Source organism: Shewanella sp. ZOR0012 (assembly GCF_000798835.1).
Classification (GTDB): domain Bacteria; phylum Pseudomonadota; class Gammaproteobacteria; order Enterobacterales; family Shewanellaceae; genus Shewanella; species Shewanella xiamenensis.
This window is the reverse complement of record NZ_JTLE01000018.1, coordinates 15121-36514: the sequence shown is the minus strand read 5'-3', so window position 1 is coordinate 36514 and position 21394 is coordinate 15121. Positions and strand designations below refer to the sequence as shown.

Below are 21394 nucleotides of genomic sequence, written 5' to 3'. Positions count from 1 at the left end.
CTGGCTTATTTTTTACCCATGAGAATATTTATCAAATCAACTTGATTAGAGAGCATTTTTTCTATTGTTTTTACACTTTCATATGCAGACCCAGCAAGATTATCTCTGTGATTTTCAATTTCATCATCGTTACCTAAATAGTTTGCAGCGTGTGTAAATGCTGCGTCACTTTCACGTTCTGCTTGTTGTAACTCAATATTTAGTTGTGCCAATTTTTCAATAGCGGCGCTTAACTCTGGATTGTTATTATTCATATGAACCTTTCATTGACCTATGACGGTGGATTTTGCCAACTATGGAGCGGATTAGGAATCCTAGCCCCACAGCAAACAGCAGTTGCAAGAGCGTTTCAAAACTTAATGTTGGTAATTTACCTTTCGCAGCAATGATCATCCAGATCACTGCGCCGAGTGACATTAAAAGCGAATCTGATAAAAATTTCTTCATATATCTGCTTTCCATTGATTAGTTGGTGTTAGATCCCTAGCTTTTCCAAAGCAATTAAAAGCTCATTTCTATTCATCACTAAAAGCTGATCTATAAACGAACTAGAAATAAGGGCGTTATGCGTAAACTCATCCTGCGTATAACAAACACACCATCCATCCCCCGGTTGAAATGTAACATGGGCGCTATCATCTTCAAGTATATTGCTGAGGGCTTTGCTTATAGGTTTGATAAGTTCATCGGACTTTTCTCTGAGTTTATTGGCTTTTTTTAGTGCTATCGATGCTTTTAGCATGAATGATGTTTTGTTGGTGATCGTTACAGCCAATATAAACACATTTGTTTATAAGCTCAAGTGTTGTTTTTGAGGTCTAAAGGTATAAATGAAAGGAAAGCGCCTCAATAAGGCGCTTTTTCTTTGATAACGTAATCCGCGCCCTAGATATTAACGAGAGCGTAAAACGTCACTAAGGCTTAATTAGAGGGGTTAGGCGGGGCTTGCGGAGCGGGTTTTTACGTGTGACTTTTTAGTATTTTGTTCCTGTGTCTGTTCCTGTTCCTGTTTCTGTGTGTGTTGCAGATTTTGTTTATTCAAAAGTTCATTGATTGCGAATTTTACCTGACGTTTTACCCCATCGATGCCCAAGACACTCTTGGTTTTTACATCATTAAAATCGGTGTATTTTTTCATTGTATCAATGGCTTTCATTTGTTCCTTAGTCACCTCTTTATTGCGCCACAATTCAGGGGTGACAATAGGTAACTCGGGAGGGTAAAGCTGTTCTTTTGGAGCGAAAATAGGGAAAAGCGTTTGCCCTTTAACGGCTTCGGCGGCTGCGGTCGCTTTTTCCACTCCTACGTTTTTACCTTCGGTCATTACTTGGTGAGCGTCATTATCACCACAAATCAACATCGGTTTATTAGGGTGAATTTCTCGTAAGGCTTTAGCCACCGTGACAAGATTACCTGCATCAAAAGCTGATACTACGGGTAATACTGCTGCTTCACTTAGCGTATCAGCGGTTGCATAGCCTTCGCTCACAATAATCACCGGGGATTTAGCCAGTGCGTCCATATCGCCCCCGACAATATGAAACGAGCCCGTTTTTTGTGAACCCGAAGGAAACATTTTTGTGCCGTTTGGCTGGATGGTTTGAGCCGTCCAAATTTTGCCGTTGGCATCATGCGCAGGAACAACCAGATCACCAGTGGTAAAAACTACGTGAGAGGGGTTCTTTTCGCGTAGTGCCTGTGATTCTCTCCAATTTGCCCCGATTAACACTTTAGGGTCATTTGGCAAGGCTGATGGTTCAGGTATGACGAGCAAGTTACCCGCTTTGGCTTGTTTAACTTGCAAGTATTTCTCATTTCCTGTCGGTAAATTGCATACTTCTAGTAAACGAGTGATTCCTTCGCCCACGCTTTGATGTTCAGCTGCTTGAGCCGCTTCTCGCTCTTGCTTCTTCGCAGCCGCTTGAGCATTTAAAACCGCTTTTTCCTCATTGGTCATTGAATAGCCTTTCGATGACCAATTTTGTGATTCCCCGGTACGATTATTTGAGATATAAGCCGCTGGTATGCCGTCTGTAAATGCAACGTACATACCTCCACCGCTTTGATCTTTCACAGAGGCTTTATCAGAGAGCAGTCGGCATCGATGTTTCTTGCCGTCCATAATGGGATGCTCACCAGTCACATCAAAGCCCATTTCTTTCATCACAAGGGCTAATTCTTCTCTAGGCGTTAGGGCTGGGGCTTGCTCAGTGGGGCGATTTTCAACGAGCCATTTATCAATCAATTTCTTATCAGTGTTAGGGTCAACATACCAAGATTTTTGATGTTTATCCCATTTTGCACCAATGCGTTTAGCCTCATCTTTTTCTGAATATGGCACTGCAATAAACAGTTTGGTTTCAGGTTTGGCTTCAACCTGAACAACAGGCCATTTATCATTAAGTTTAGATAGCTCTGATTTATCAATAGACCAGTAACCAGCTGATCTATCCCATCGAGCGCCAGCTGCTTTGGCTTCGTCTTTTTCTTTAAAAGGTACATCGATAAAAACCTTTTCAGTTTTTTTATCCATGCTCTGAGACTCCAAATTATGGGCTTGGTTGTCTTGGGTTTGGCTTTGATTTACTGCGCTTAGTAATAGTTTTTCGACACTTTGAGCTGCATCCAATGTTTTGAAGTTGGCCGCTACGTCCCACACTTTACCATTGTCAGACAGACTCAACATTAATGAGTAATGTTCAGAGTCATTATGAAACCTTGGATCTTCTGGCTCTTTGCCAAAATTAGGTTTCATAATATGAGTCTCGCCTATCCATTTGGGGTTTATCTTTAACCCTTCATCTACGATTTCCCGAAATGGCAGAGTTTGACCAACAATAGAGAGAGCACTAGCGGGTATATCACCATTTTTCACGCCAATTAAAGCCAATGCTAAATGACTTACTGCGCGGGTTTCTGTGTCCATTCCGATAGGTGATTCAGTCGCTAATTCAAGCTTTTTAGTGGCTGTTTCAATGTACTTTGTCACTACAGTTGATAAGGCGGCCTCAAGAGCTTGTCCTTGCCATTCATCGGCGGTAGTAAAATTAGTGCCCGGTACTCGTTCACCATTTACGTATGTTGCTGCTTTACCGTCCCCGTTTAACAAGGCCGTGTAAATCGGCAGTTCGCCATTCTTAGCTGAATAAGTAATTTTAAAATCAGCCTCGGCATCATTACTTTTAGTTAACTCTGCTTTAAGTCCTAAATCGTTTGCATAGCCCTTTAAATTCCCCCATGACTCATAGGCTTCGGCATTCAAATCTTGCTCTACATTTTGCACTTGCTTTTGCTCGTAACTGAGTAAAAGTGTTTGAATTTTTTCAGCGTCAGCAGCTGCGCGAAAAATTTCTAGTGGGTCATCTTGTAAGACTTTGATCCAGCTTTTGACGTAAGCTGTATGTTGTTCTGGATTGTGACCTATCCCGAGTTCTTCACCCATGATCATTGATGATATTTCGGCGCGTAGTTCTTCCTTGGCGTAAGCCTCACTGCCGAAGGGATGCCCTAAATCACGATTTAAGCGGGAGGGGTGCCCTGTCCAGTGGCCTAGCTCATGCAAGGCGGTGGCGTAATAGCCAGCTGCATCACTGAACTGGTTCTTTTCGGGTAGGGTAATGCTGTCATTTCCGGGGCTGTAAAACGCCCTATTTTGCGATTTGTGCATGATATTCGCGCCAGATGACGCGAGAATTTTTTCCGCTCGATTTACAGCGTCCCACGTTTGTTCGGCAGTTTGAGGTTTAATTTCAATCGGGGGTAAACCCTCGATCTGTTCTGCGTTAAACACAGAAGCAAAAAACACTCTTGGCCGTTCTAACGGCACAATAACCGTTTTGGCCTTGCCTTGGCTGTCTAAAATAGGTTTCCCGTTGTCGTCTAATAATTTCTGTTCTTCGTTGAACTTCCAATATTGAACGGGGGTACTTTTTGCCCCTTTTATCACTTGAGCATTAACCGAATTTGCTTGGTCGTATGTCATCCAGCGCGGATCAGAAAAACCCTGTGACATAAGGTTTAAGGTATTGATACCTCTGTATCTTTTGCCAGTTGACGGATTGTACGGTAAGGAGTGGTTATCGTGCCCTGGCACCCACGGTTTTTGCCAAGGTGCTGTGCCTTGTTTGAGCTGTTCTATCAAGCGTTCTGCAACAACTTCATGGAACGGTTGTTTAGGGGGTTTCTTATTCATGTGAACCCCCATCCAGTGCGGACATTAGTGCATCTTCTTCACTCATAGCGTCCTCGATGAATGCGCCCATCAAATCCGCTTCGATTGGTGAAACCTCAACTTGTAGTTGAGGGGTAAGAGCATCATCCAGTTTTGCATCGATAACTGACTGGTCAGTGACGTTAATTTCATTACTCATGGGATTTCCTTACTAGAAATGAAAAGAGCGCACTAGGCGCTCATTTAGGGGGTTATTGTTGGGGAACTTTTTCTTTCGGCACGATCGGTTTTGAGTAATTCGGTCTGCCGTTAATATCTGCGTACATTTGTTCACACGTTGGATAATGGCTGCAACCCCACCAGAAGCGCCCTTTAACCGATGTTGGGCGGCGCACTAATCCATGATTACAGCGCGTACATTTATAAATATCAGAGATTGGCAGAGGTGATTTCGCACCGGCTATTTTTACCGCCCCGACATTGGCCTTTTCAACTTGCTCCGTAACAAACTTTACTTGTGCTGCGGTAAAAGCATCGAGAGACATTTTGCCGGATTCTACGTCTTTAAGTTGGCGTTCAACTAACGCAGTTAACACCGGGCTTTTTACCATTGTTGGTAAAGCATCCACGACACTACGGCCAAGGGGTGAACTAACTAATGACTTGCCTTGTTCGACCAAATACCCCCGTTCTTTAAGTTCGGTAAGGATTCCGGCTCTTGTGGCTTCGGTGCCGAGTCCATCTTCTTCACGGAGTAATTTCTTCATGGCTGGATCATCGACAAACTTATGAATCCCCACCATTGCCGCAAGAATCGAACCCTCATTAAAGCGGCTTGGTGGCTTTGTTTTCGCGTCTTTGCGCTCAATGGCGCGACACGTTAACGCATCACCTTTTTTCACTTTCGGGAGGTTTTGATCATCCTCTCTTTCACTATCATCTTCCGCTTCACTATAAACGTCCTTCCAGCCGTTAAGAGTGATGACTTTACCCGAGGCCGTGAAACATTCGCCGCCAATATCAATTTCAATATTGGTGCTGCGGTATTCATGCACTGGGTAAAACTGCGCTATGTAGGTACGCACAATCAGCTCATAAATGTTGCGCTCCATTTCGGATAGGGTGCTTTTGTTTGCCACTTCGTGAGTTGGGATAATGCCATGGTGCGCGGTTAACTTGCTGTCGTCCCATGTTTTGGATTTCAGCTTCGGATCGGCTTTATCAATGACAGAAACCAGTTCAGGGTTAACCTTTTTCAGTGATTCCAAGATGCCCGGTACATCGGTAAATTGTGATTCAGGCAAGTAACCGCAATCCGTCCGGGGATATGTGGTTAGCTTGTGTTTCTCGTAAAGTGATTGGCATGTATCAAGTACGTTTTGTGCGGAATAACCATACTTTTTACTGGCTGTTATAGTTAGATTAGATAATGAGTAAGTTAACGGGTGATGTGCTTTTTTAGCCGTTGATTTAGCTTCCGTTATCGATGCTGCTGCGCCTGTCATGCTTGTAACCAGCGCATCGGCTATTTCAGTGTTAGTCAATCGACCTTCGCTATCGAGTCCGGCTTGATCTTCTTTAGCTTTCCACTTGGCGTTAAATTCCCCATCACTGCTTTGTAAGGTGGCGCGTAACGTGTGAAATGGAATTGGCGTAAATTTTTCAATGTCGCGGTCACGATTGACGACCATCGATAACACAGGTGTTTGTACTCGGCCAACGGTGATCAATGCCCGGGAACCCCCGCGCTCCGCTCGTAGCGTGAAAGCCCGGCTAAGGTTCATCCCAATTAACCAGTCAGCCCTTTGACGGCCAATGGAGGCATCCCCGAAAGTCTTTTTTTCTGCATTATCGAACAGAGAATTTAAGGCTCGCTCCACCGATACTTTATCGTTACCGCTTGACCAATAACGTAATACAGGAGCTTGGTTGCTGTAATAAATTATTACCTCGTCAACCAAGTGCTGGCCAGCCCTATCGGGGTCACCACAGTTGACAATGGTTTGCGCCTGTTTAATTAATGCGCCAATTTGTTCTAACTGATCCTTGGTATCTGCTTTGGGTTGAAGAACCCACTCTTGAGGGATGATTGGCAGATCTTCTACTCGCCAGATTTTCTTGCCATCACGGGCGGGGGCGTCAGCTGGGGTGTAGTAATCGGGTTCGGCTTGTTCAAGTATGTGGCCTATACACCATGTAACGGTATCAGAGCCGCATTCAATGTACCCATTGCCTTTGCGTGTGACTCCTAGCACTTCGGCTATCGCCCTTGCCACACTGGGTTTTTCCGCGATAAATAATCTATTCATTGCGCCCCCTCATTATTGAGCTTGATTGGCCTGTGATGGACTGCCAGAGGTAAAATCAATGTTTACAACTCGGCATTTGAGTTTAGCGCCTGTTGTTTTATCCGATCTTTGGAATGTCTCAACACAAAGATCATCGGCAGTTAGTACGATTTGACGGCCTTTAGTGAGCTTTTCAGCTAACTTCTGGCCGCGCTCCCCCCAATATTCAGCTTCAATCCATTGGGTTGACTCATGTGCCCCAAATCCCACGTTATACGCGCAAGAGATAGAAGTTACGGCGGTGCCCCCGGGAGTAACACGGGTTACAGCATCTTGTCCTATACGGCATAGTTGAATGAGCATACGGATAGTTCCTTTTTCATTAGTTTGTTTGGAAAGTTCACGACAGTTTTTACCTGAGTTATCCACTGAAAATGTGGATAACCGGGGATTAGTCGTTGAGGGTGAATTTTTCAGGGGTAACAGGGGTTCTTAACTTATCTGTTTGCTGTGGCGCTGGGATTTTTACGCGTTCAGAGAAAACAGGATCTTGGAAATACAAGATTTGACGGCCATATATAGCGGGAAAACCCGCCGTGTAAATAATCATATCTCCCGCCTTGGTGATCTCCCCTTTTTCATTTTTTATCGGGGCGGGTAAGCGCATACATTCATCGGGGGTTAACAGCGTTCGCTTGGTTTCCGTGAAAGTGCGGGAAACGTTGGTATTACTGGTCGCAAACCGTTTACCTGATGTGGTTATTTGCTCCTTAATAATGGTGGTTTCACCTGTCAGGTTTGCTAAGTGCTGGGCTGTTTCAAGGCGGTTCGGTGGATAGGCGTTTTGTACGTGACAGTTTGAGGTGATCTGTTCGTCACGGCCATAGCCCGTTTTTTCGCTTTTCAACTGATTAAGGTCTTGGCAAATCAGATAAAACTTAATGCCGTAACCCGCCACGAAAGCGAGCGATTCTTGCAAGACATCGAGCTTACCTAAACTTGGAAACTCGTCAATCATGCCGAGTAATCGATGTTTGTAGTTATTAACGGGTCTACCGTTTAAAAATTCCATATCCGCAGCTAACAGACGAATAATCATGTTAACCATAATTCTAATTAGTGGCTTGAGGCGGTCTTTATCCACTGGCAAGGTGATGATATACAGGCTAACTGGGTCGCTATGGTGCATAAGGTCTTTTATCTTAAACTCAGACTTGCTCACCACGTTTGCGACTACGGGGTCACGATATAGCATCAAATAACTTTTGGCCGTAGAGAGAACAGAGCCAGCTTCTTCTTCTGGCCTATCAATCATATCTTGTCCAGCAGCAGCAGATAATGGATGCGCTTGGCCGTCAATGTGCGGATATGAAACCATTTCATTCCACAGGTCTGAAATGTTGCGGTTGGGTTCTGATAGCATGGCATCGATAGCCGGGAGTGACGCTGTTTTACCTTCGGCTTGGGATTTATAAATCGTATGAACAACCACGCCACATAACAGCGAAAACGCCGTTTTTTGCCAGTGGTCATTTAGTCCTTTACCGTCTGGATCAACTATCAAGGTGCATAGGTTTTGAATGTCGCCTACTTCTGCATCTGTACCAACCCTAATTTCATCGATTGGGTTCCAACAAATACTGTTATGACTGGCTGGTTCAAAACGTAATACCTTCTGACCGATTTTTTTTCGCCAGCCAGCAGTTAGTTGCCAAAGCTCTCCTTTTAAGTCAGTAATTAAAGCGCTTTTTCGCCATGATAAAAGTGTAGGAATAACTAACCCAACTCCTTTACCTGAACGTGTCGGGGCGTAACATAAAATGTGTTCTGGTCCATTATGCTTTAGATAATGGGTTACGCCTTTTTCATCAACCCATCCCCCCACATAAACGCCCTCGCCCGAATCCTCGTTAGCTGAATTGGCTTTTTTCAAGAGGGCTGCGTTTTCAATATCAGAGCGGTTTGCCCACCGCGCAGAACCATGTAAAAACTGGTTTGGTTTGGACTTGGTGGATTGCTGTATTTTGTTAGCTAATGCAGCAACAAAACCGAGGGCTGTTCCAATCATGCCCACGCTACCAGAGGTAATAAACTGTTCGGGGTAAACTGAGTACCAATCAAACGCCCACGTTAGAATTTTTGTGGGTAGGTATATATGATTCAGGTTTTCGCCCAGCTGCGGCTGATAGCCGAATGTGTGGGCAAAATGCTGAGTTGCCATTTGCAAGCCAACTAACACTGAGGCAGAAACAAGAGCAAGCGGCATAAACTTACTTTGGCTTTTTTGGGGTGAGCGCATTTCGCCACCCACCATATTGTTGTGATCTTTGATTTTCATTTGTAAATACTCGGCGTTAAGGCGTTACAGAGGGAATAGAGCTAAGGGGCGAATCGTGCCAATGATGTTTTCCATCGGTACATCACCGAAATAGCGGCTATCAAACGAGTTTTTAGGGGCGTGATCTGAATAAGCGAAAAACGAATTATTAGAAACCGTGAACGGCGGGAGCTGGGGCAATGCTCTATTTTCACCATCAACTTTTAAACGAATTGAGCCCGGCAATTCTGAATTGTTGATTTTGACTGTTGGGGTGAACGTTACGTAATCCCCGGACATACCGACAATGCGTTTTATGATTGGAACCGTGCCGCTTTCACAGCGGCCTGTGTCAATGTAGCCTCGTTCTATTGCATGTTGTATCACGGCTTTATTGGGAGGGCAAAACAGCACTAAATCATTTTTCTTATAGGAATTAGCTTTTGAAACAATATAAATCCCCGGGGGGAATGATTTACTGGTATTTATTCTTATTCCAATGAAGTACGCGAGTGAAACTGCGGCGGTAAATATGCTTATAGATAGGAGCCAGTATTTTGCGGCTTTGCTCATGGATACACCTTTTATAATTCGATAACCCCCAAAGCACTTGCTTTTTCAAACAACGCAGCCAATGGGTGTATACACACATTTTTAAATGAGTCATCTGAAAGTTTTGGCTTAACTTTTATATGCTCATTTGTTTGAGAGTGTAAGGATGAATAAGACAAAATCCCTGTATTCTCTTTATCAAAATGAAATCCGTTAAAATATAAAGGGATTTTGTTTTTATAAAACCATGTGTCTGTGTAATTTTCCTTTACGCTTTCAAATTCCAAATTTATTAGCCTTTGTATATATCGACAGACAAGGAAAAAAGCTCTTAGCGTTTCTGGCGGGGTGTCTATAAATGTGATAACGCCTTTTTGGATAGTGAACCTGCCCATTGCCCAAGTATCGGCGCGGGTCGCTTTCGTTGGGAGAGTCCACAGCCCCGTAAACGAAAACACGCCTTTGGTTTCTTTGGTTATGTACGCTTGCGCGTAAGCGTTAAAGGATTCCGTCAGGCCGTCCTCGCTGGCTGGCAGCTTCAATACGATAGCGCCCAGTGATAGCGTGTCACCATTTCGCATTTTGTTTAATGTAGCTTTGTAGTAGATAGGTCGGTGCGCTTTTTTGAAAAAAGCGATATTGCTCATTTCCAAGGTGTGACTCCTTAGTAAGACTGAAACTTTAAAGCTGTTTGAATTTCTGACTCACTTAAACCTAAATTTCTAAGCTCATTTTTGAATGCATATAATTTCTTTGTTTTTAAATGATGCTCTGATAATGAGTTGGATTGTTCATGCCGCTTTTTTTTTGGAGTGTGAGATATAGTGCTATTAAACGCTTTATTTACTTCTGCCATTTTTAGCCTTCCATCTTTATTGTTAAAACGTGCCACTTATTCAGGTTGATATTATTTAACTTCTCTTTTTTATTTTTGGCGCTATCAATCATCATGCTTATTTTCCCAAGGAGGTTTTGCCAAGGCTTTGACTCATGGGTAATTAATCTGGCGTTTTTTTTAGCTAAGAGTTTTTCTAAGGTCGAAAAGTCTCTTAGTGTTCCGTCAGGGTGATAAAACATCGGTGAGGTTAAATTTATGTTTCTAACACCATAGCTAGGGAGCGTTTCAACTAAAAATAAAAGTTCTTTATAGGTACGCATGGTGAAGGTTTGGTATTTGTTGCGAAGGTGTATATCTGCGCCCTTGCTGAATATTTTTTTTGTGGTTACAAGCTCTGAGTTATCATCGATAACTAACTCAGGAGGGATAAACAGGGCTAAAGTCGCAAATGCCAGTGTATAGCTGAACATTTCGGCTATAGGCAGTAAATTGATGGATGCCAGCGGCGCAGTGATACAAATAGAATGCGCTAAAAATCGGGCGGCGAGATCTACTCTTGCGTGAGCAAATCCGTTAGCTAATAAATTTATCGGGCGTTCTTTGAGTTTGGTTTGTGGGAGCTGTTTCAGAAACCACAATAAAAAGACAATTAGCACCAGTGTTAAAATTAACTTGGTCATAGGGGCACCTATAAAAAACCCACTGCGTGAGTGGGTTCTGTGTTGGCATCGGGTTTAGATTAGTTCACTGGGGAAAACTCTAAACTCGGGTCATTTTCGTTAGCTGCGGCAGAAAAAGCTTTGCTGTATGCAGGAAAAGTATCAGCTAAATTCTTAGCAAGGAAAAACCGAGCGGGGCATCCTAACTTTATTGCTAATTGAGTCGAATCAATCTGAATTATATTTTTGTTCTCCAACAAAGTGATTTTTGTGCCAACTGATTGCGTCATACAATGAGGCGACATTGTTTGAATCACTTTATCTTCGGTTAAATAAAACTCTACTGGAAATGCACCTAAGCCTTTTAATGTATAAGGAAAATTAGCTAGGTACTCAGCTTCTTTCTTTGCATCCTCTGCATCTTTCTCTGCCTCGTAAACAACTAAGAGCCCCGTCATTACACCGCTGAACACCAACAGAATAAAAAACGATATAACCTTGTTATCCATTTGTTTTCCTTCTCATAAAACCAAGCCCTAATGCAGCGATTAGTGACATAAAGCCCAGTGAACCACCGCCGCCTGAACCCGTTTCAGGGTCTGGTGTAGGGGGGGTAACAGGTTTAGTGCGACCTTTGTTAATAGTGATTTTTTGTTCACCATCGAGGGTTACTGTGCCTTCATAGCCGTTACTTGATACGGTGTATGTGCAAATATCAAATGGCTGTACCGTTGCGCCCGAACAAGTACCGCCAGTGATGGTTGCATCACCGCTGGACGTAGCATTATCGATAACGCTATCAGCGTGTAAGCTTTGGACTTTTATTGTTACTGAGCCGCCTGATGTTGGGGTATTAGCAAGCGTAGGATAGTGCCAGCTGTTAACGGTCGATAATATGAAATCACGGGCAAAGTGGAGACGAGTTCCATCAGCTTGTTTACCTGTTTCGGCATCGAAAACACCGCCGTAATGAACTCCTATAACAAGATTATTCACATCGGTATAAGGAGCCCCAGAGTCTCCCGGTAATGTGGTGCCGAGATTATCAATTTTCAGTTGTAACTTACTTAGCGGCACTCCATTAATGATGTATTGAGGTGTTGATATTTGTTCTGCGACAGCTAAGTCTGTTTGAGGTGTGTTGTTACCAGCCCCAAAACCAGTAATTTTAATCCGTTCATCGGCATCAACATTTCGCATCGACATAAACTTTACACTATGTGTATCGGCTTGTTTTGCTAACTGCCATAACGCAATATCGATGCCGTTTGAAATGTAATCCTCGTGATTATAAACCTTTGTGACACTCACATTACCATTTACAGTTGTTACACCTTGGGATGCTTCTTTATCACAATGAGCGGCAGTTAACACCCACTTTCCGCTTACTATTGTGCCCGAGCAATTCATTTTTACCATGTCATCATTTTTAGACCAGTCAAGGATAGTTCCATTTTGAATGGCGAAGGCTGGAGCAGAAACAGCAGATATAAGAGCTAGAACAATTAGTGATTTTTTCATGTGCAACATCCTTTTTTGTTTATACGCACTCATAATAAACGATATTGTTTATAAGCACAAGTGTTTATTTTGATTCTTTTACCGTTATCTTTTTGGATGACGGTTTGTATAGCTCGCCTGTCAACAGGTTTACGTGGTGGGTTTTTTTCCAGCGGGTGAGTTCTTGCGGCAGAATATGGGAATTGTCTCTTAGAAAATCTGCTGTTGCGCCTCTGTGGGTGCCGTAGCGAGTCTTAATATATTCCTTTAGTGTCATATGTATGCTTAAAATGAAGGGTAATTACTCTATTGTAAGCATTTTTGTTTATAAGTGGCAATGTTTATCTTGTGGCGACAAATATCGCCACAAGATACATAGTATTTAAGGGCATTCACGATCGCGGCGTACACACAGGGGAGGTTTGCTTTCCCATGCATTCCACAAACCATTCGATGCGCACGAGCGGGTTTTGTAACCTTCCTCGCAGAGCTTTTCAACAGAAGGATTTGGACAACTGTAGTTTTGTGTGCCCTCACTTTGCCCCGGAGTGCATTCGTTATACATTTTTATCGCAATTTCTTGTTTAGCAATAGATGTAATCGAGGGAGTTGATTCCCTGATGCCTATCCCATAAAAAATGCCGTTTTTATATTCTACAAACCAGCTTTTTTCATAGCCGTACATGCTGACTGCGCTACTACGCTGTAAAGTCGAACCATCAACTTTTAACCACAGGGAGGCTACTGTATCTGTTGGTTTGTATGGATCTGCTAATTGAATTAAAAAAGCCCCTTCTCCCCATTCGTTTTTGACTGAGGTTGACTTACCAGACCACACTTCTTGCATTTTACCACTTCCCCCCGAAGAACTTTCAGTCGGGGCTTTTACATAGGTATTCCAGTTATCGATAGTTTCCTGTAATGGAACCGAATTGTTATGGAATGTTTTTTTATCAGATTCCATCGCTTTTTCGTATGTCATCTTTTCAGTATTAGCAAAACTATTCCCTGCTAATAAAACACTAGCAATCAATAAATTTAGTAAGGGTGATTTTTTCATATTTACCTCGATTAGTTTTTGCAGATTAAGAATGCGCTGATTTCACCGTCATGCTGCAACGTCCAAGTGGAAGAACCTTGTAATTGCGCATAATAATCAAGACCAAGCGTCCAATACGTGCTGTTTTCCGTTGCGTAAGTTTTGCTTTGACTTATTGTATTAATATTGTTTGCATTGTTTTGAGCGAAGATACTTTTAATGCTTACAATAATTGATGGCGTTAAGTTTTCAGGGCATTTGTGTTTATTTACTCGTTCATTGTGTTTACCCACAAATGCCCTAACTACACCAGTCCCCACGCTGCGCTGACTTCCATCACTATTGCGAATAGTGAAATCCTTTGCGTTGGTGATTGCGAAGTTACCGCCAACGTCCCAGTCCCCCGTTAATGTCGAATCATCACCGCTGCGTTTGACAAGGGCGTCTTGTTGTACACCAGAGTCAATGCGCTCTATCCACACAAATAGACTGTTGGTAGCTTCGTTAAATTCGCTCCCGGGAAAGCGGCCAAGGCTTTCTAAAACGGCTTGATGCTCTAGCCGTGTTGCGTCATTTGTTGCGTTCGGAAACGGAATTTGAATTTGTAAACGATAACGAGGGGTAACTGACGGGGGCACTGGACTGTTAATTTTTGTCATTAACATCGAGGTTCCCCACGGCGTTTGTTCCGGTTTGCGACACTTGCCAGCGTTGTTATCTGTAGTAGAACAGTTAGGTAAATACGCTGGCTGTAAATCGCTCCAAGTGTTTGGAAATACAGCCGCAGAGCTAGGCGGCCAGCCTTGCGCTATCTGGTCAACCTGATAGGCATTAACCTGTTTAGTTATGTATTCCAGTTGTTGATAAAATGGGGTAACAAAGGCTTGAATACGCATAATTTTACTGCGTTGTTGCCAGTGCATAATGAGCATCGATAACACCGATAAACCGACCACCATTATGACAATGTTTGCAAAGCCCCTTTGGTGCTTATGTGATCTCAATTTAGGCATCCTGTGGCGGGGTTGAATGAACGCCAATCCACATTAAATGTGATTGGCTGCGTGAAACGTAACTGAGTTGGACTAATTAGAGTTGCATTCAAGTAACCTGCAACCCGCTCTAGTTCGTCAGAATTTGCAAAAGTAACATCGATATTAATTGCCGTTGGCCGTGACCAAGCGCCATTAGATTTCAATACATAATCAACAGAGAGTTGATATTTTTTGCCGTTCACTAGGTCAGCTGCGATTAGCTGGTTATTAACTAAATTATTAAGAGATAGGGTTTTAGACGGCTGGTAACAATGAGTTTCGCTAATGTCTTTACCGTAGTAATTTTTTGCTGCGGTTTTCGCGTTTTCAACTACAGTTTCAATTTCTACAGCATCGAAGTAATTAAGTAGCGGTCTAATGACCGCTACCCATATCACGACAGATAACAATAACGAGCAGGTCAATGCAATCTTAAACTCAGTTGTAGCCACTCCGTTTTGATAACGAGTCGTGAGCATACAACCTCTTAGAACGTCATTGTTAGCGTTGTTCCTGTTGCTGTAATCGTTGTACAACCAGAAGCTTGAGTACAGTTACCACGGGTCGCGGGTGCCATGGTATCTGCTAAATCATTCATACGTGTTGGATCGTTAGGAATAGTCGCAACGATGTTGTATAGCCCCGGGTTTGCGTTAGCAACTACTGTCCAGTTACCACCAAATTGATTTGTAGACACACCGTTATTCGTTGAACCGCAAATAGACTCAGGTAAGTATTTGTCGGTACACAACGCACCAATGCTTATGCCTGTGTAGTTAGGGCGCATCTTTTTCCAACGATATGCAGCATCACTAATGGTTGAGACGTCAGACTGAAAACCTGAAACTCTCATTGCATAGCGAATATCCGGCACCTTTGAAATAGTGAAAATTAAGGCAATGATGATCAGTGCTGACCAAATGATAATATCTGTAGTAGACGCACCACGTTGACGATTTTTCATGTTTACGATTTTAGCCATTTTATTATGTCCTTGAGTTTTAATAAGCCGAATCCCTTCCCTTTATTTAAGAGAGAAACGACAGGAGGGTTAAAAATTAAGATTAGATTGATTTAAATTGATGATTAACGTTAAGCCGCTACGTTTGTAGCTATGTCCATTATCTGCGAAATAATGCCACCTCCCATCAGTGCGCCAATACAGAAACCAATTATTTTTAATGCGTCGATTCCAATTGATTTAATTAACTCTATTTCTTCGGTTAACAATTCATGGTGAATATCTGCACTGTTTAAAAGCGTTTCAGATGTTCCCCCAATTTGCCCGAGTAAATAAAGCGAGTTTTCTTCTGATTTGTTTAGTAGTCCCGTTGCCATAATCGTTCCTAAGTTTTTTTCTCCCCATTCAATCTTTTTAAGCATTTCGGCTATATGGTGTAATAAATAGCGATTTGCATGTTTTTTTGTTTGCAACAGCGCTTCTTTTAAACCAAATCCGGCTAGCGTCAGATTGCCCATCGAGCGTAAAAATGCGCCCGTTTGGATCATTCTGTATTGACGATATACAGGGAAGTTATCAATTTGTTTTCGAAAGTTGCCTGTCATCACTGATAGGGACAGAAAGACCGCAACAACAAATAACAATGTGATGGAACCTATTAATAATCCCCAATCTAGCCAAAATTCGCCAAAATTCGCCGCCAATTGTGGGATTTGCCCTTTCGTACCTCGAAGCATAATCCCATCGAGCATCGGGAACATATAAAAACTAATACCCGCAGAGACGGCCAGCATTGCAACAATCCCCATAATCGGTTTCCAAAGCGCCTTTACCAATAATGAGGTCGAGGCGCTTTTTGATGACAGCGTGATAATTGCGTTTTGAACTCCCCTCGCCCACTCGCCAGTGTGCTCCCCGGCGGCCAGTGCTTCGTATGCCAGTGAATCAAGCCAAGGCTTCGTTCCAAGAGAAAATCCTTGGCCGTTTGCTATACTGCGCAAAATCCCTTCACCAATTTTTCGTTCTGTCGGTTGACCGTACTTAATAAGCTGTTCAGCAATTAATTTTTGTTCAACGCCAGATCGAGCGAGCCTGTGAATATTACGCAGGAGCTTAATTTGCCGTTTGTGATTAAAAAGCAGTTGTTCAAGTGATTTGGACATTTCCCCGCCTCACATTTCAAAGGTTTTATAAATGTCGCTAGAAGTCACAGGAAGAAGATCATTTACTTTTCCCGATGCAGTAACCACATCAATCATTCCAGATTTTATTTTACTGATAGCATGATCTCGGACGTCCTTAAAGCCCTTAGCTTTTAAGGCTTTTTCCCAGCCGAGATAGTCTTTTTTGATGATGTATTCTCGATCTTCATCATCGAGAACAATCATTTCAACTAATGCCGTTCGGCCACGCTCCCCTTCAACGCACTTCTGACAGCCGTCAGGATTTTTAAATCTGACTTTTTGAGTTTGACCGTCACATAGATCCTCAATGTTATTAAGCCAGTGCAAGACTTTAGGGTCTTGTTTGTCTTTGTAATATTCAGTTGCTCGTTCTATCGTGAAACTGCAATGAGGGCAGACTTTCCTAACTAACGTTTGGTAAATCCAAAGCCGCATTAAAGCAGGTGCTGCAATCACGGCGGCGGGGACGTGCATTTGCTCAGTGAGTGTGTGCGCGATACCCATTGCCGATGATGTGTGCAGCGTGGTGAACATAAGTTGCCCCGTTTCCCCCTTGCGGGTCAGTTCCATTGCACCGACTTTATCCCGTACTTCGCCGTGCATTTCTACATCGACATCATGCCGCAGTGTCTGTTTAGAGTAGTAACTAAACCCCCGCATTTCCTCGCCTCCTTCTTTTACGGGGGTGTTAGGCTTAATTTGGATTTGAATGGCTTTCTTTAAATCAAACTCAGGGGGATCTTCTAGCGTAACAACACTGCGTTCTACGGGGATTTCGTTTAACGCTGATGCAAGCGTGGTTGTCTTACCTGACCCTGTTTTACCCGCAATAATGCAAACGCCCGAAGGCGTATCAAGATAATTTCGAAGAACTGCTACATGCCCTGTAGTCCATCCCATATCATCTAGCTTTGGAATGTCATAGCTGGCATCTAACCAGCGGAATGTGCAGCGGCCACCGCGTTTAGCGGGAACATACGCAACCCGCCAACGTGTATTACGCTTTACTTTATTTATGCTGGGTTCACCATCTATGATGGAAATATCGCGACAATCTAGAATTTCTTCAACGTGGCCGTTATTTGCATCTTTCTCCACAAAATCCGAATCTTTTTCAGTCGCTTTCGAGTTGAAAATATACGAGAACAACTGCGAGCCGTAACTTGGATCGGGAATTTCTGACAACAGGATTCGGCGACCATCGACCCGGGCATAGATGACTGTGCTATTTTCATGCACTTCAATGTGAATGTCAGAACACCATTTTTCTACACCAGATTGAAGATATTCGTGCAGTCGTTTTGAAGGCTCAGAATCAGTCACGTTTGCATTGCTAGCGCCGCTTGATTGTGATTCGAGTTGGCTCAAATAGTGCTCAATTTCTGAGGCTTTTACCTTTTTTACGGTTGTCGGTTTGCCAAACAATAAACCGTTGTGAAGGGTTTTAGCTGTTGAAATGTATTCTTTGATTTGAGGAATTTTTTTGGCGTTATAGTCACTGGTTAAGACCGTTCCGTCTGATAACGCCACCGACTTTCGTTCCTCAAAATATAACGGAATTAAAACTTTGTCGCTTAAAATAACAGGAGCTTGTGAAGGTAACATTTATCACCTCAATAACTTTTTACTCTGCGGGTTTTAGTTGCGTGTCCGTCTGAAAACGTAATTGAATCAGCTGTTATACCGATAACCGATACATCGCCAATTCTAGAGCCTCGTTTCACATCGATAAGCTCCCCTCCCACTGACACCATGCCCACAATTTCCCCGCCGGATTGAATCAGGCTTTTTACGACTATCAGATCGAGTAGTGACGGTTCTTTAGGTTTTTCTGCCATTTGCTCAATTAATACAGCAATCGGTGCAGTTGGGTTATTTAGCTTGTTCGCTGCGTCATCCGCATTTTTTTGGGCAGTGAGCGCGTTAAGCCGTGCGTTTTGTACACTGGCCTGTTTTTCATACGAGATAATCTCACTGGCCGCAGGACTTGGAACAAAAACAGCTTGACGAGATACCACAGGCTCAGGTGTAGGTTGATTTAGCGTGTCCACCGAATTAAGTGAACTTGGAGCCGTTTCTTGGAAAGCGGTCGCGGGTATTGTAGGGCTCATTGAGTCATACACTACGTATGAACCATAACCCACCACTGCTACTGCTAACGCTACGGCCAAGGCAATTTTTGATTTTGGAACGGGTTGTTTTGTTGTCATAAGTGAATCTCTTATAAAACGGCGTCAACACCTTCGATAATAAGGTCTAAAGAGCAAGTGACGTTGTTACCCGTCCCTTTGCTCACGCTTAACTGCTGTAAAAAAACGGGCTCAGATTTAACGCTATCTGCGATCATGCCGAGTAATGCCGGAGGCACATCGGTAAAGGTTGCGGCAATCTTTAAGCGACTGACAGAACCAACGGGGACAGAGTTGGTTAAGCTGACGTTTGTTGCGCCCAAATTGAGCAGCGCATCATGTAACCGCCGAGGATAGTTGCCGAGCGAAACTAATTCAGGTTTTTCCCGGGGCGCAACAGCCAGCACTAATTGCCTTGCCTCGATGTTTAGATCTAGCTCTGGATACATCGAGGCGAATGCTTGCAGATTGTCGTATTTTGCTTGCCCTTCGGTGAGTGGCTTTAGGGGCATGACAATCGTTTGACCATTTACCATCACGCCGTCATTTGTCCAATCTGGGGGTAGCAAGGCTTGATACGTCAGCGCTATTGAAACTTGCTTAAGCGCCGAATCCGCTGGCGCTTGAGACATAAATTCCATTGTCCACTGTTGCCACGGGTCTATCTGTTGCTGCTGTTGAACTGGATCAGGTTGGCTAGCCCACAGTAACAGCCCTAACACTCCGACAGTGAGGGTGGCACCAAGCCCAATATGTAGCGGTTTTATGCTCGCGCTGCTGGCTAATTGATAGTCAGCTGGAATGTCTCCAAGATTAATTTTTATCACTTTAGGCTCTACCGCTGGCTCATACTCCAGCGGTAGCCGTTCCGATGATAAAACGATTTGAATGCCCTGATGCAGTTCGTAACCGAAACTGTCAAGAATTGCGCCATGCTGGCCGATTTGCTCACGTTGAACTAAATGACCTTTGACGTGCAGAGCATAAATTTCTTGGTTTTCCAAAACGTGAAAAAACAGAAATTCATCATCATCGATTGCTGTATCAGCGATAAATTGACCAACACACATCGAGGGTAAATCAGCATAGTATCGAATGATTTGATCATTTTTGATGAAAATCCGCTCATATAGCGCGGGGTTTGTTTGCCTATGCTCTTTTAACGCCCCTTTTGAATTGGGTAGCGTTGCAAGATAGGGTAAGTCGAGCGTGTGGATCATTGCACCCTCCTCGGAGTCAATAGAACCAGTGTTTCTACTGTCTCGCTAACTGTTCCTTCACCCCCAAGCGCGTCAACCCCGAAGTTTTTACTGGCTTCTGCTGTTTTGGATACTTGCTTGATTGAGCCAATGACAACGGTTTGGCCGTAGAGCAGTTTATTAGTGAAGTTGATTTCTGATTCACGGGTATCTAAAAACTGTAATTGCACATCGTGTACCGTTTCAGAGCGTTCCCCGACTATTTTTGACAGCTTGCCAGCGATACGTAACCACACTGCATCGGTTTGTACTTTCGGGGTAATCATCATATCCACCCCTTCGCTTTGGGTGGCACGAGTGACTGATGCTGATACTACGTTTTCGTTGGACTCTGATTTGACTTCGTACAAATACGGTTTTGTGAGAGTCTGCGCGATACGACTAGGCTGATTGCTCAGAGCTAGTGCCGTGATTGGTGTTTCTGTTGAAACGGTGCCTTGTTTTTCTAACGCTTTGATAAACGCAGTCGTCCCATCCCATTTACCAGTGCCCTTAAAAGCCATGCCGTAGGCGCTGCCTTGGCTCACGGTGTTAGTTCCTGGCACTATAAATTCTAGTGAGCCAGAGCCTATATCTTTAACGAGATTCCAATCCACGCCTCGTTCTTTCCCACGGTTAGAGCGAAATTCGAGGATGCGAATATCTAACATCACTTGCTCACCAAATTGAGATTGGAAGCTGTTTACTAAGCTGCGAACCTGTGCCATACGGCTTGGCGTTGTTCTGACAGCGATAGCGGTTAGGGCTGGTACAACTTCAACACTTCCAACAAGTTTGTCATCGTCAGAATCATTGTCTTTCAGCAAAGCGGCAATGCTGTCTTTAATTTGCGAAACGGGATCAACTTCTTTGTAAGCAGTGTTCAGGTATTGACCTTCTACTCTTGTGTTTAATGTATCTGCGCCGCCCCCTGATGATTTTGCCGTTCCTTGAGAGCCCAGCTGTCCAGAGTACACGCCCGGGGGAATTGTGATCACAAACGTTTCAGATTCAAAGCGGCTAATAGAAACCTTGTCGTCAGTTGTATTAATGCCGTATTCGGTTTGCCGGGCGATCAAGTTCAATACGTCCTCGCGGCTCGCCTTGAATGAAAGCGTGACACGTTTATTTGGGTCAACGTCACCATCAAACCAGATGCGGACTGGTCTGTTGTAATACTCCGCGCCGTTCATCACTTGCGACATCACCAGTGACAACGGCACATCGTTAGCTGAAATGCTTACCGCTTCACTTAACCAAGGAATATCCTTTTTAATCACTAGCGGCGTAGTTGAAATAGGAGGGCGGCTGATGCTTCGCACTTGCGAGCTATGTTTAACTTGAGAAAGAGTGCTAATCCTTTCGTGAACCGAATCAGCTTCGTTTTTCGTGTCAGTATAATTTTGCGAAACACAGCCGATTAATGATGTTAGCGCAGCGGCTATGCCGATAGTTTTTAATAGCTTTAACGACATGATATGTCC

At 43.6% G+C, this 21394-nt stretch carries 23 protein-coding genes; all 23 read right to left on the bottom strand.

What is annotated here, in order from left to right; genetic code table 11:
* Window positions 1-5: 5 nt before the first annotated feature.
* The 23 genes from L976_RS00580 to L976_RS00470 all read right to left on the bottom strand — a co-directional run bounded on the left by L976_RS00580 (window position 6) and on the right by L976_RS00470 (window position 21385).
* Window positions 6-254 carry a hypothetical protein gene (locus tag L976_RS00580; protein WP_047533044.1) on the bottom strand — a complete coding sequence of 83 codons (249 nt, stop codon included), beginning with the start codon at window positions 252-254 and terminating at the stop codon, window positions 6-8.
* Window positions 247-447: a hypothetical protein gene (locus tag L976_RS00575; protein ID WP_047533041.1), complete on the bottom strand. Its 201-nt coding sequence runs from the start codon at window positions 445-447 to the stop codon at window positions 247-249. Before L976_RS00575 ends, L976_RS00580 begins: the two co-directional genes overlap by 8 nt.
* Before the next feature lie 28 nt (window positions 448-475).
* Window positions 476-775 carry a hypothetical protein gene (locus L976_RS00570; protein ID WP_156143125.1) on the bottom strand — a complete coding sequence of 100 codons (300 nt, stop codon included), beginning with the start codon at window positions 773-775 and terminating at the stop codon, window positions 476-478.
* A gap of 159 nt (window positions 776-934) precedes the next feature.
* Entirely contained in the window at window positions 935-4192 is a 3258-nt protein-coding gene (locus L976_RS00565; protein ID WP_047533036.1) for a zincin-like metallopeptidase domain-containing protein, read from the bottom strand.
* On the bottom strand, window positions 4185-4370 hold the full coding sequence (locus tag L976_RS00560; protein WP_047533034.1) for a hypothetical protein: 186 nt from the start codon (window positions 4368-4370) through the stop codon (window positions 4185-4187). The genes L976_RS00565 and L976_RS00560 overlap by 8 nt, the downstream gene beginning before the upstream one ends.
* A gap of 52 nt (window positions 4371-4422) precedes the next feature.
* Entirely contained in the window at window positions 4423-6480 is a 2058-nt protein-coding gene (locus L976_RS00555) for a DNA topoisomerase 3 (RefSeq protein ID WP_047533031.1), read from the bottom strand.
* 12 nt (window positions 6481-6492) lie between these two features.
* Window positions 6493-6822: a single-stranded DNA-binding protein gene (locus L976_RS00550; protein ID WP_052183928.1), complete on the bottom strand. Its 330-nt coding sequence runs from the start codon at window positions 6820-6822 to the stop codon at window positions 6493-6495.
* Window positions 6823-6910: 88 nt separating this feature from the next.
* Window positions 6911-8797: a type IV secretory system conjugative DNA transfer family protein gene (locus L976_RS00545; protein ID WP_047533028.1), complete on the bottom strand. Its 1887-nt coding sequence runs from the start codon at window positions 8795-8797 to the stop codon at window positions 6911-6913.
* Between the two features lie 24 nt (window positions 8798-8821).
* Window positions 8822-9349, bottom strand: coding sequence for a conjugative transfer signal peptidase TraF (gene traF / locus L976_RS00540; protein WP_047533025.1), 528 nt, complete (start codon window positions 9347-9349; stop codon window positions 8822-8824).
* Between the two features lie 11 nt (window positions 9350-9360).
* A complete protein-coding gene (locus L976_RS00535) occupies window positions 9361-9981 on the bottom strand; it encodes a hypothetical protein (protein WP_156143124.1) in 621 nt (206 codons plus the stop codon).
* Between the two features lie 11 nt (window positions 9982-9992).
* On the bottom strand, window positions 9993-10184 hold the full coding sequence (locus tag L976_RS00530) for a hypothetical protein (protein ID WP_047533021.1): 192 nt from the start codon (window positions 10182-10184) through the stop codon (window positions 9993-9995).
* 2 nt (window positions 10185-10186) lie between these two features.
* Window positions 10187-10846 (bottom strand): hypothetical protein, encoded by a 660-nt coding sequence (locus L976_RS00525; protein ID WP_047533019.1) that lies wholly within the window; start codon window positions 10844-10846, stop codon window positions 10187-10189.
* A gap of 59 nt (window positions 10847-10905) precedes the next feature.
* Complete coding sequence (locus L976_RS00520; protein ID WP_047533017.1) at window positions 10906-11334, bottom strand: hypothetical protein; 429 nt, start codon at window positions 11332-11334, stop codon at window positions 10906-10908.
* Window positions 11327-12346, bottom strand: a complete 1020-nt coding sequence (locus L976_RS00515; protein ID WP_047533015.1) for a trypsin-like serine protease — start codon at window positions 12344-12346, stop codon at window positions 11327-11329. Before L976_RS00515 ends, L976_RS00520 begins: the two co-directional genes overlap by 8 nt.
* A gap of 361 nt (window positions 12347-12707) precedes the next feature.
* Window positions 12708-13385: a hypothetical protein gene (locus tag L976_RS00510; protein WP_047533013.1), complete on the bottom strand. Its 678-nt coding sequence runs from the start codon at window positions 13383-13385 to the stop codon at window positions 12708-12710.
* Window positions 13386-13396: 11 nt separating this feature from the next.
* Entirely contained in the window at window positions 13397-14260 is an 864-nt protein-coding gene (locus tag L976_RS00505; protein WP_156143123.1) for a hypothetical protein, read from the bottom strand.
* A 104-nt stretch (window positions 14261-14364) separates the two neighbouring features.
* A complete protein-coding gene (locus L976_RS00500; RefSeq protein WP_047533011.1) occupies window positions 14365-14877 on the bottom strand; it encodes a hypothetical protein in 513 nt (170 codons plus the stop codon).
* An 8-nt stretch (window positions 14878-14885) separates the two neighbouring features.
* A complete protein-coding gene (locus L976_RS00495; protein WP_197062259.1) occupies window positions 14886-15380 on the bottom strand; it encodes a hypothetical protein in 495 nt (164 codons plus the stop codon).
* A gap of 110 nt (window positions 15381-15490) precedes the next feature.
* A complete protein-coding gene (locus tag L976_RS00490; protein ID WP_047533008.1) occupies window positions 15491-16522 on the bottom strand; it encodes a hypothetical protein in 1032 nt (343 codons plus the stop codon).
* A gap of 9 nt (window positions 16523-16531) precedes the next feature.
* A complete protein-coding gene (locus tag L976_RS00485; RefSeq protein ID WP_047533005.1) occupies window positions 16532-18148 on the bottom strand; it encodes a GspE/PulE family protein in 1617 nt (538 codons plus the stop codon).
* 8 nt (window positions 18149-18156) lie between these two features.
* Window positions 18157-18753 (bottom strand): hypothetical protein, encoded by a 597-nt coding sequence (locus tag L976_RS00480; protein ID WP_047533002.1) that lies wholly within the window; start codon window positions 18751-18753, stop codon window positions 18157-18159.
* A gap of 11 nt (window positions 18754-18764) precedes the next feature.
* Entirely contained in the window at window positions 18765-19892 is a 1128-nt protein-coding gene (locus L976_RS00475) for a hypothetical protein (RefSeq protein ID WP_047533000.1), read from the bottom strand.
* A complete protein-coding gene (locus tag L976_RS00470; protein WP_047532997.1) occupies window positions 19889-21385 on the bottom strand; it encodes a type II and III secretion system protein in 1497 nt (498 codons plus the stop codon). The genes L976_RS00475 and L976_RS00470 overlap by 4 nt, the downstream gene beginning before the upstream one ends.
* Window positions 21386-21394 lie beyond the last annotated feature (9 nt).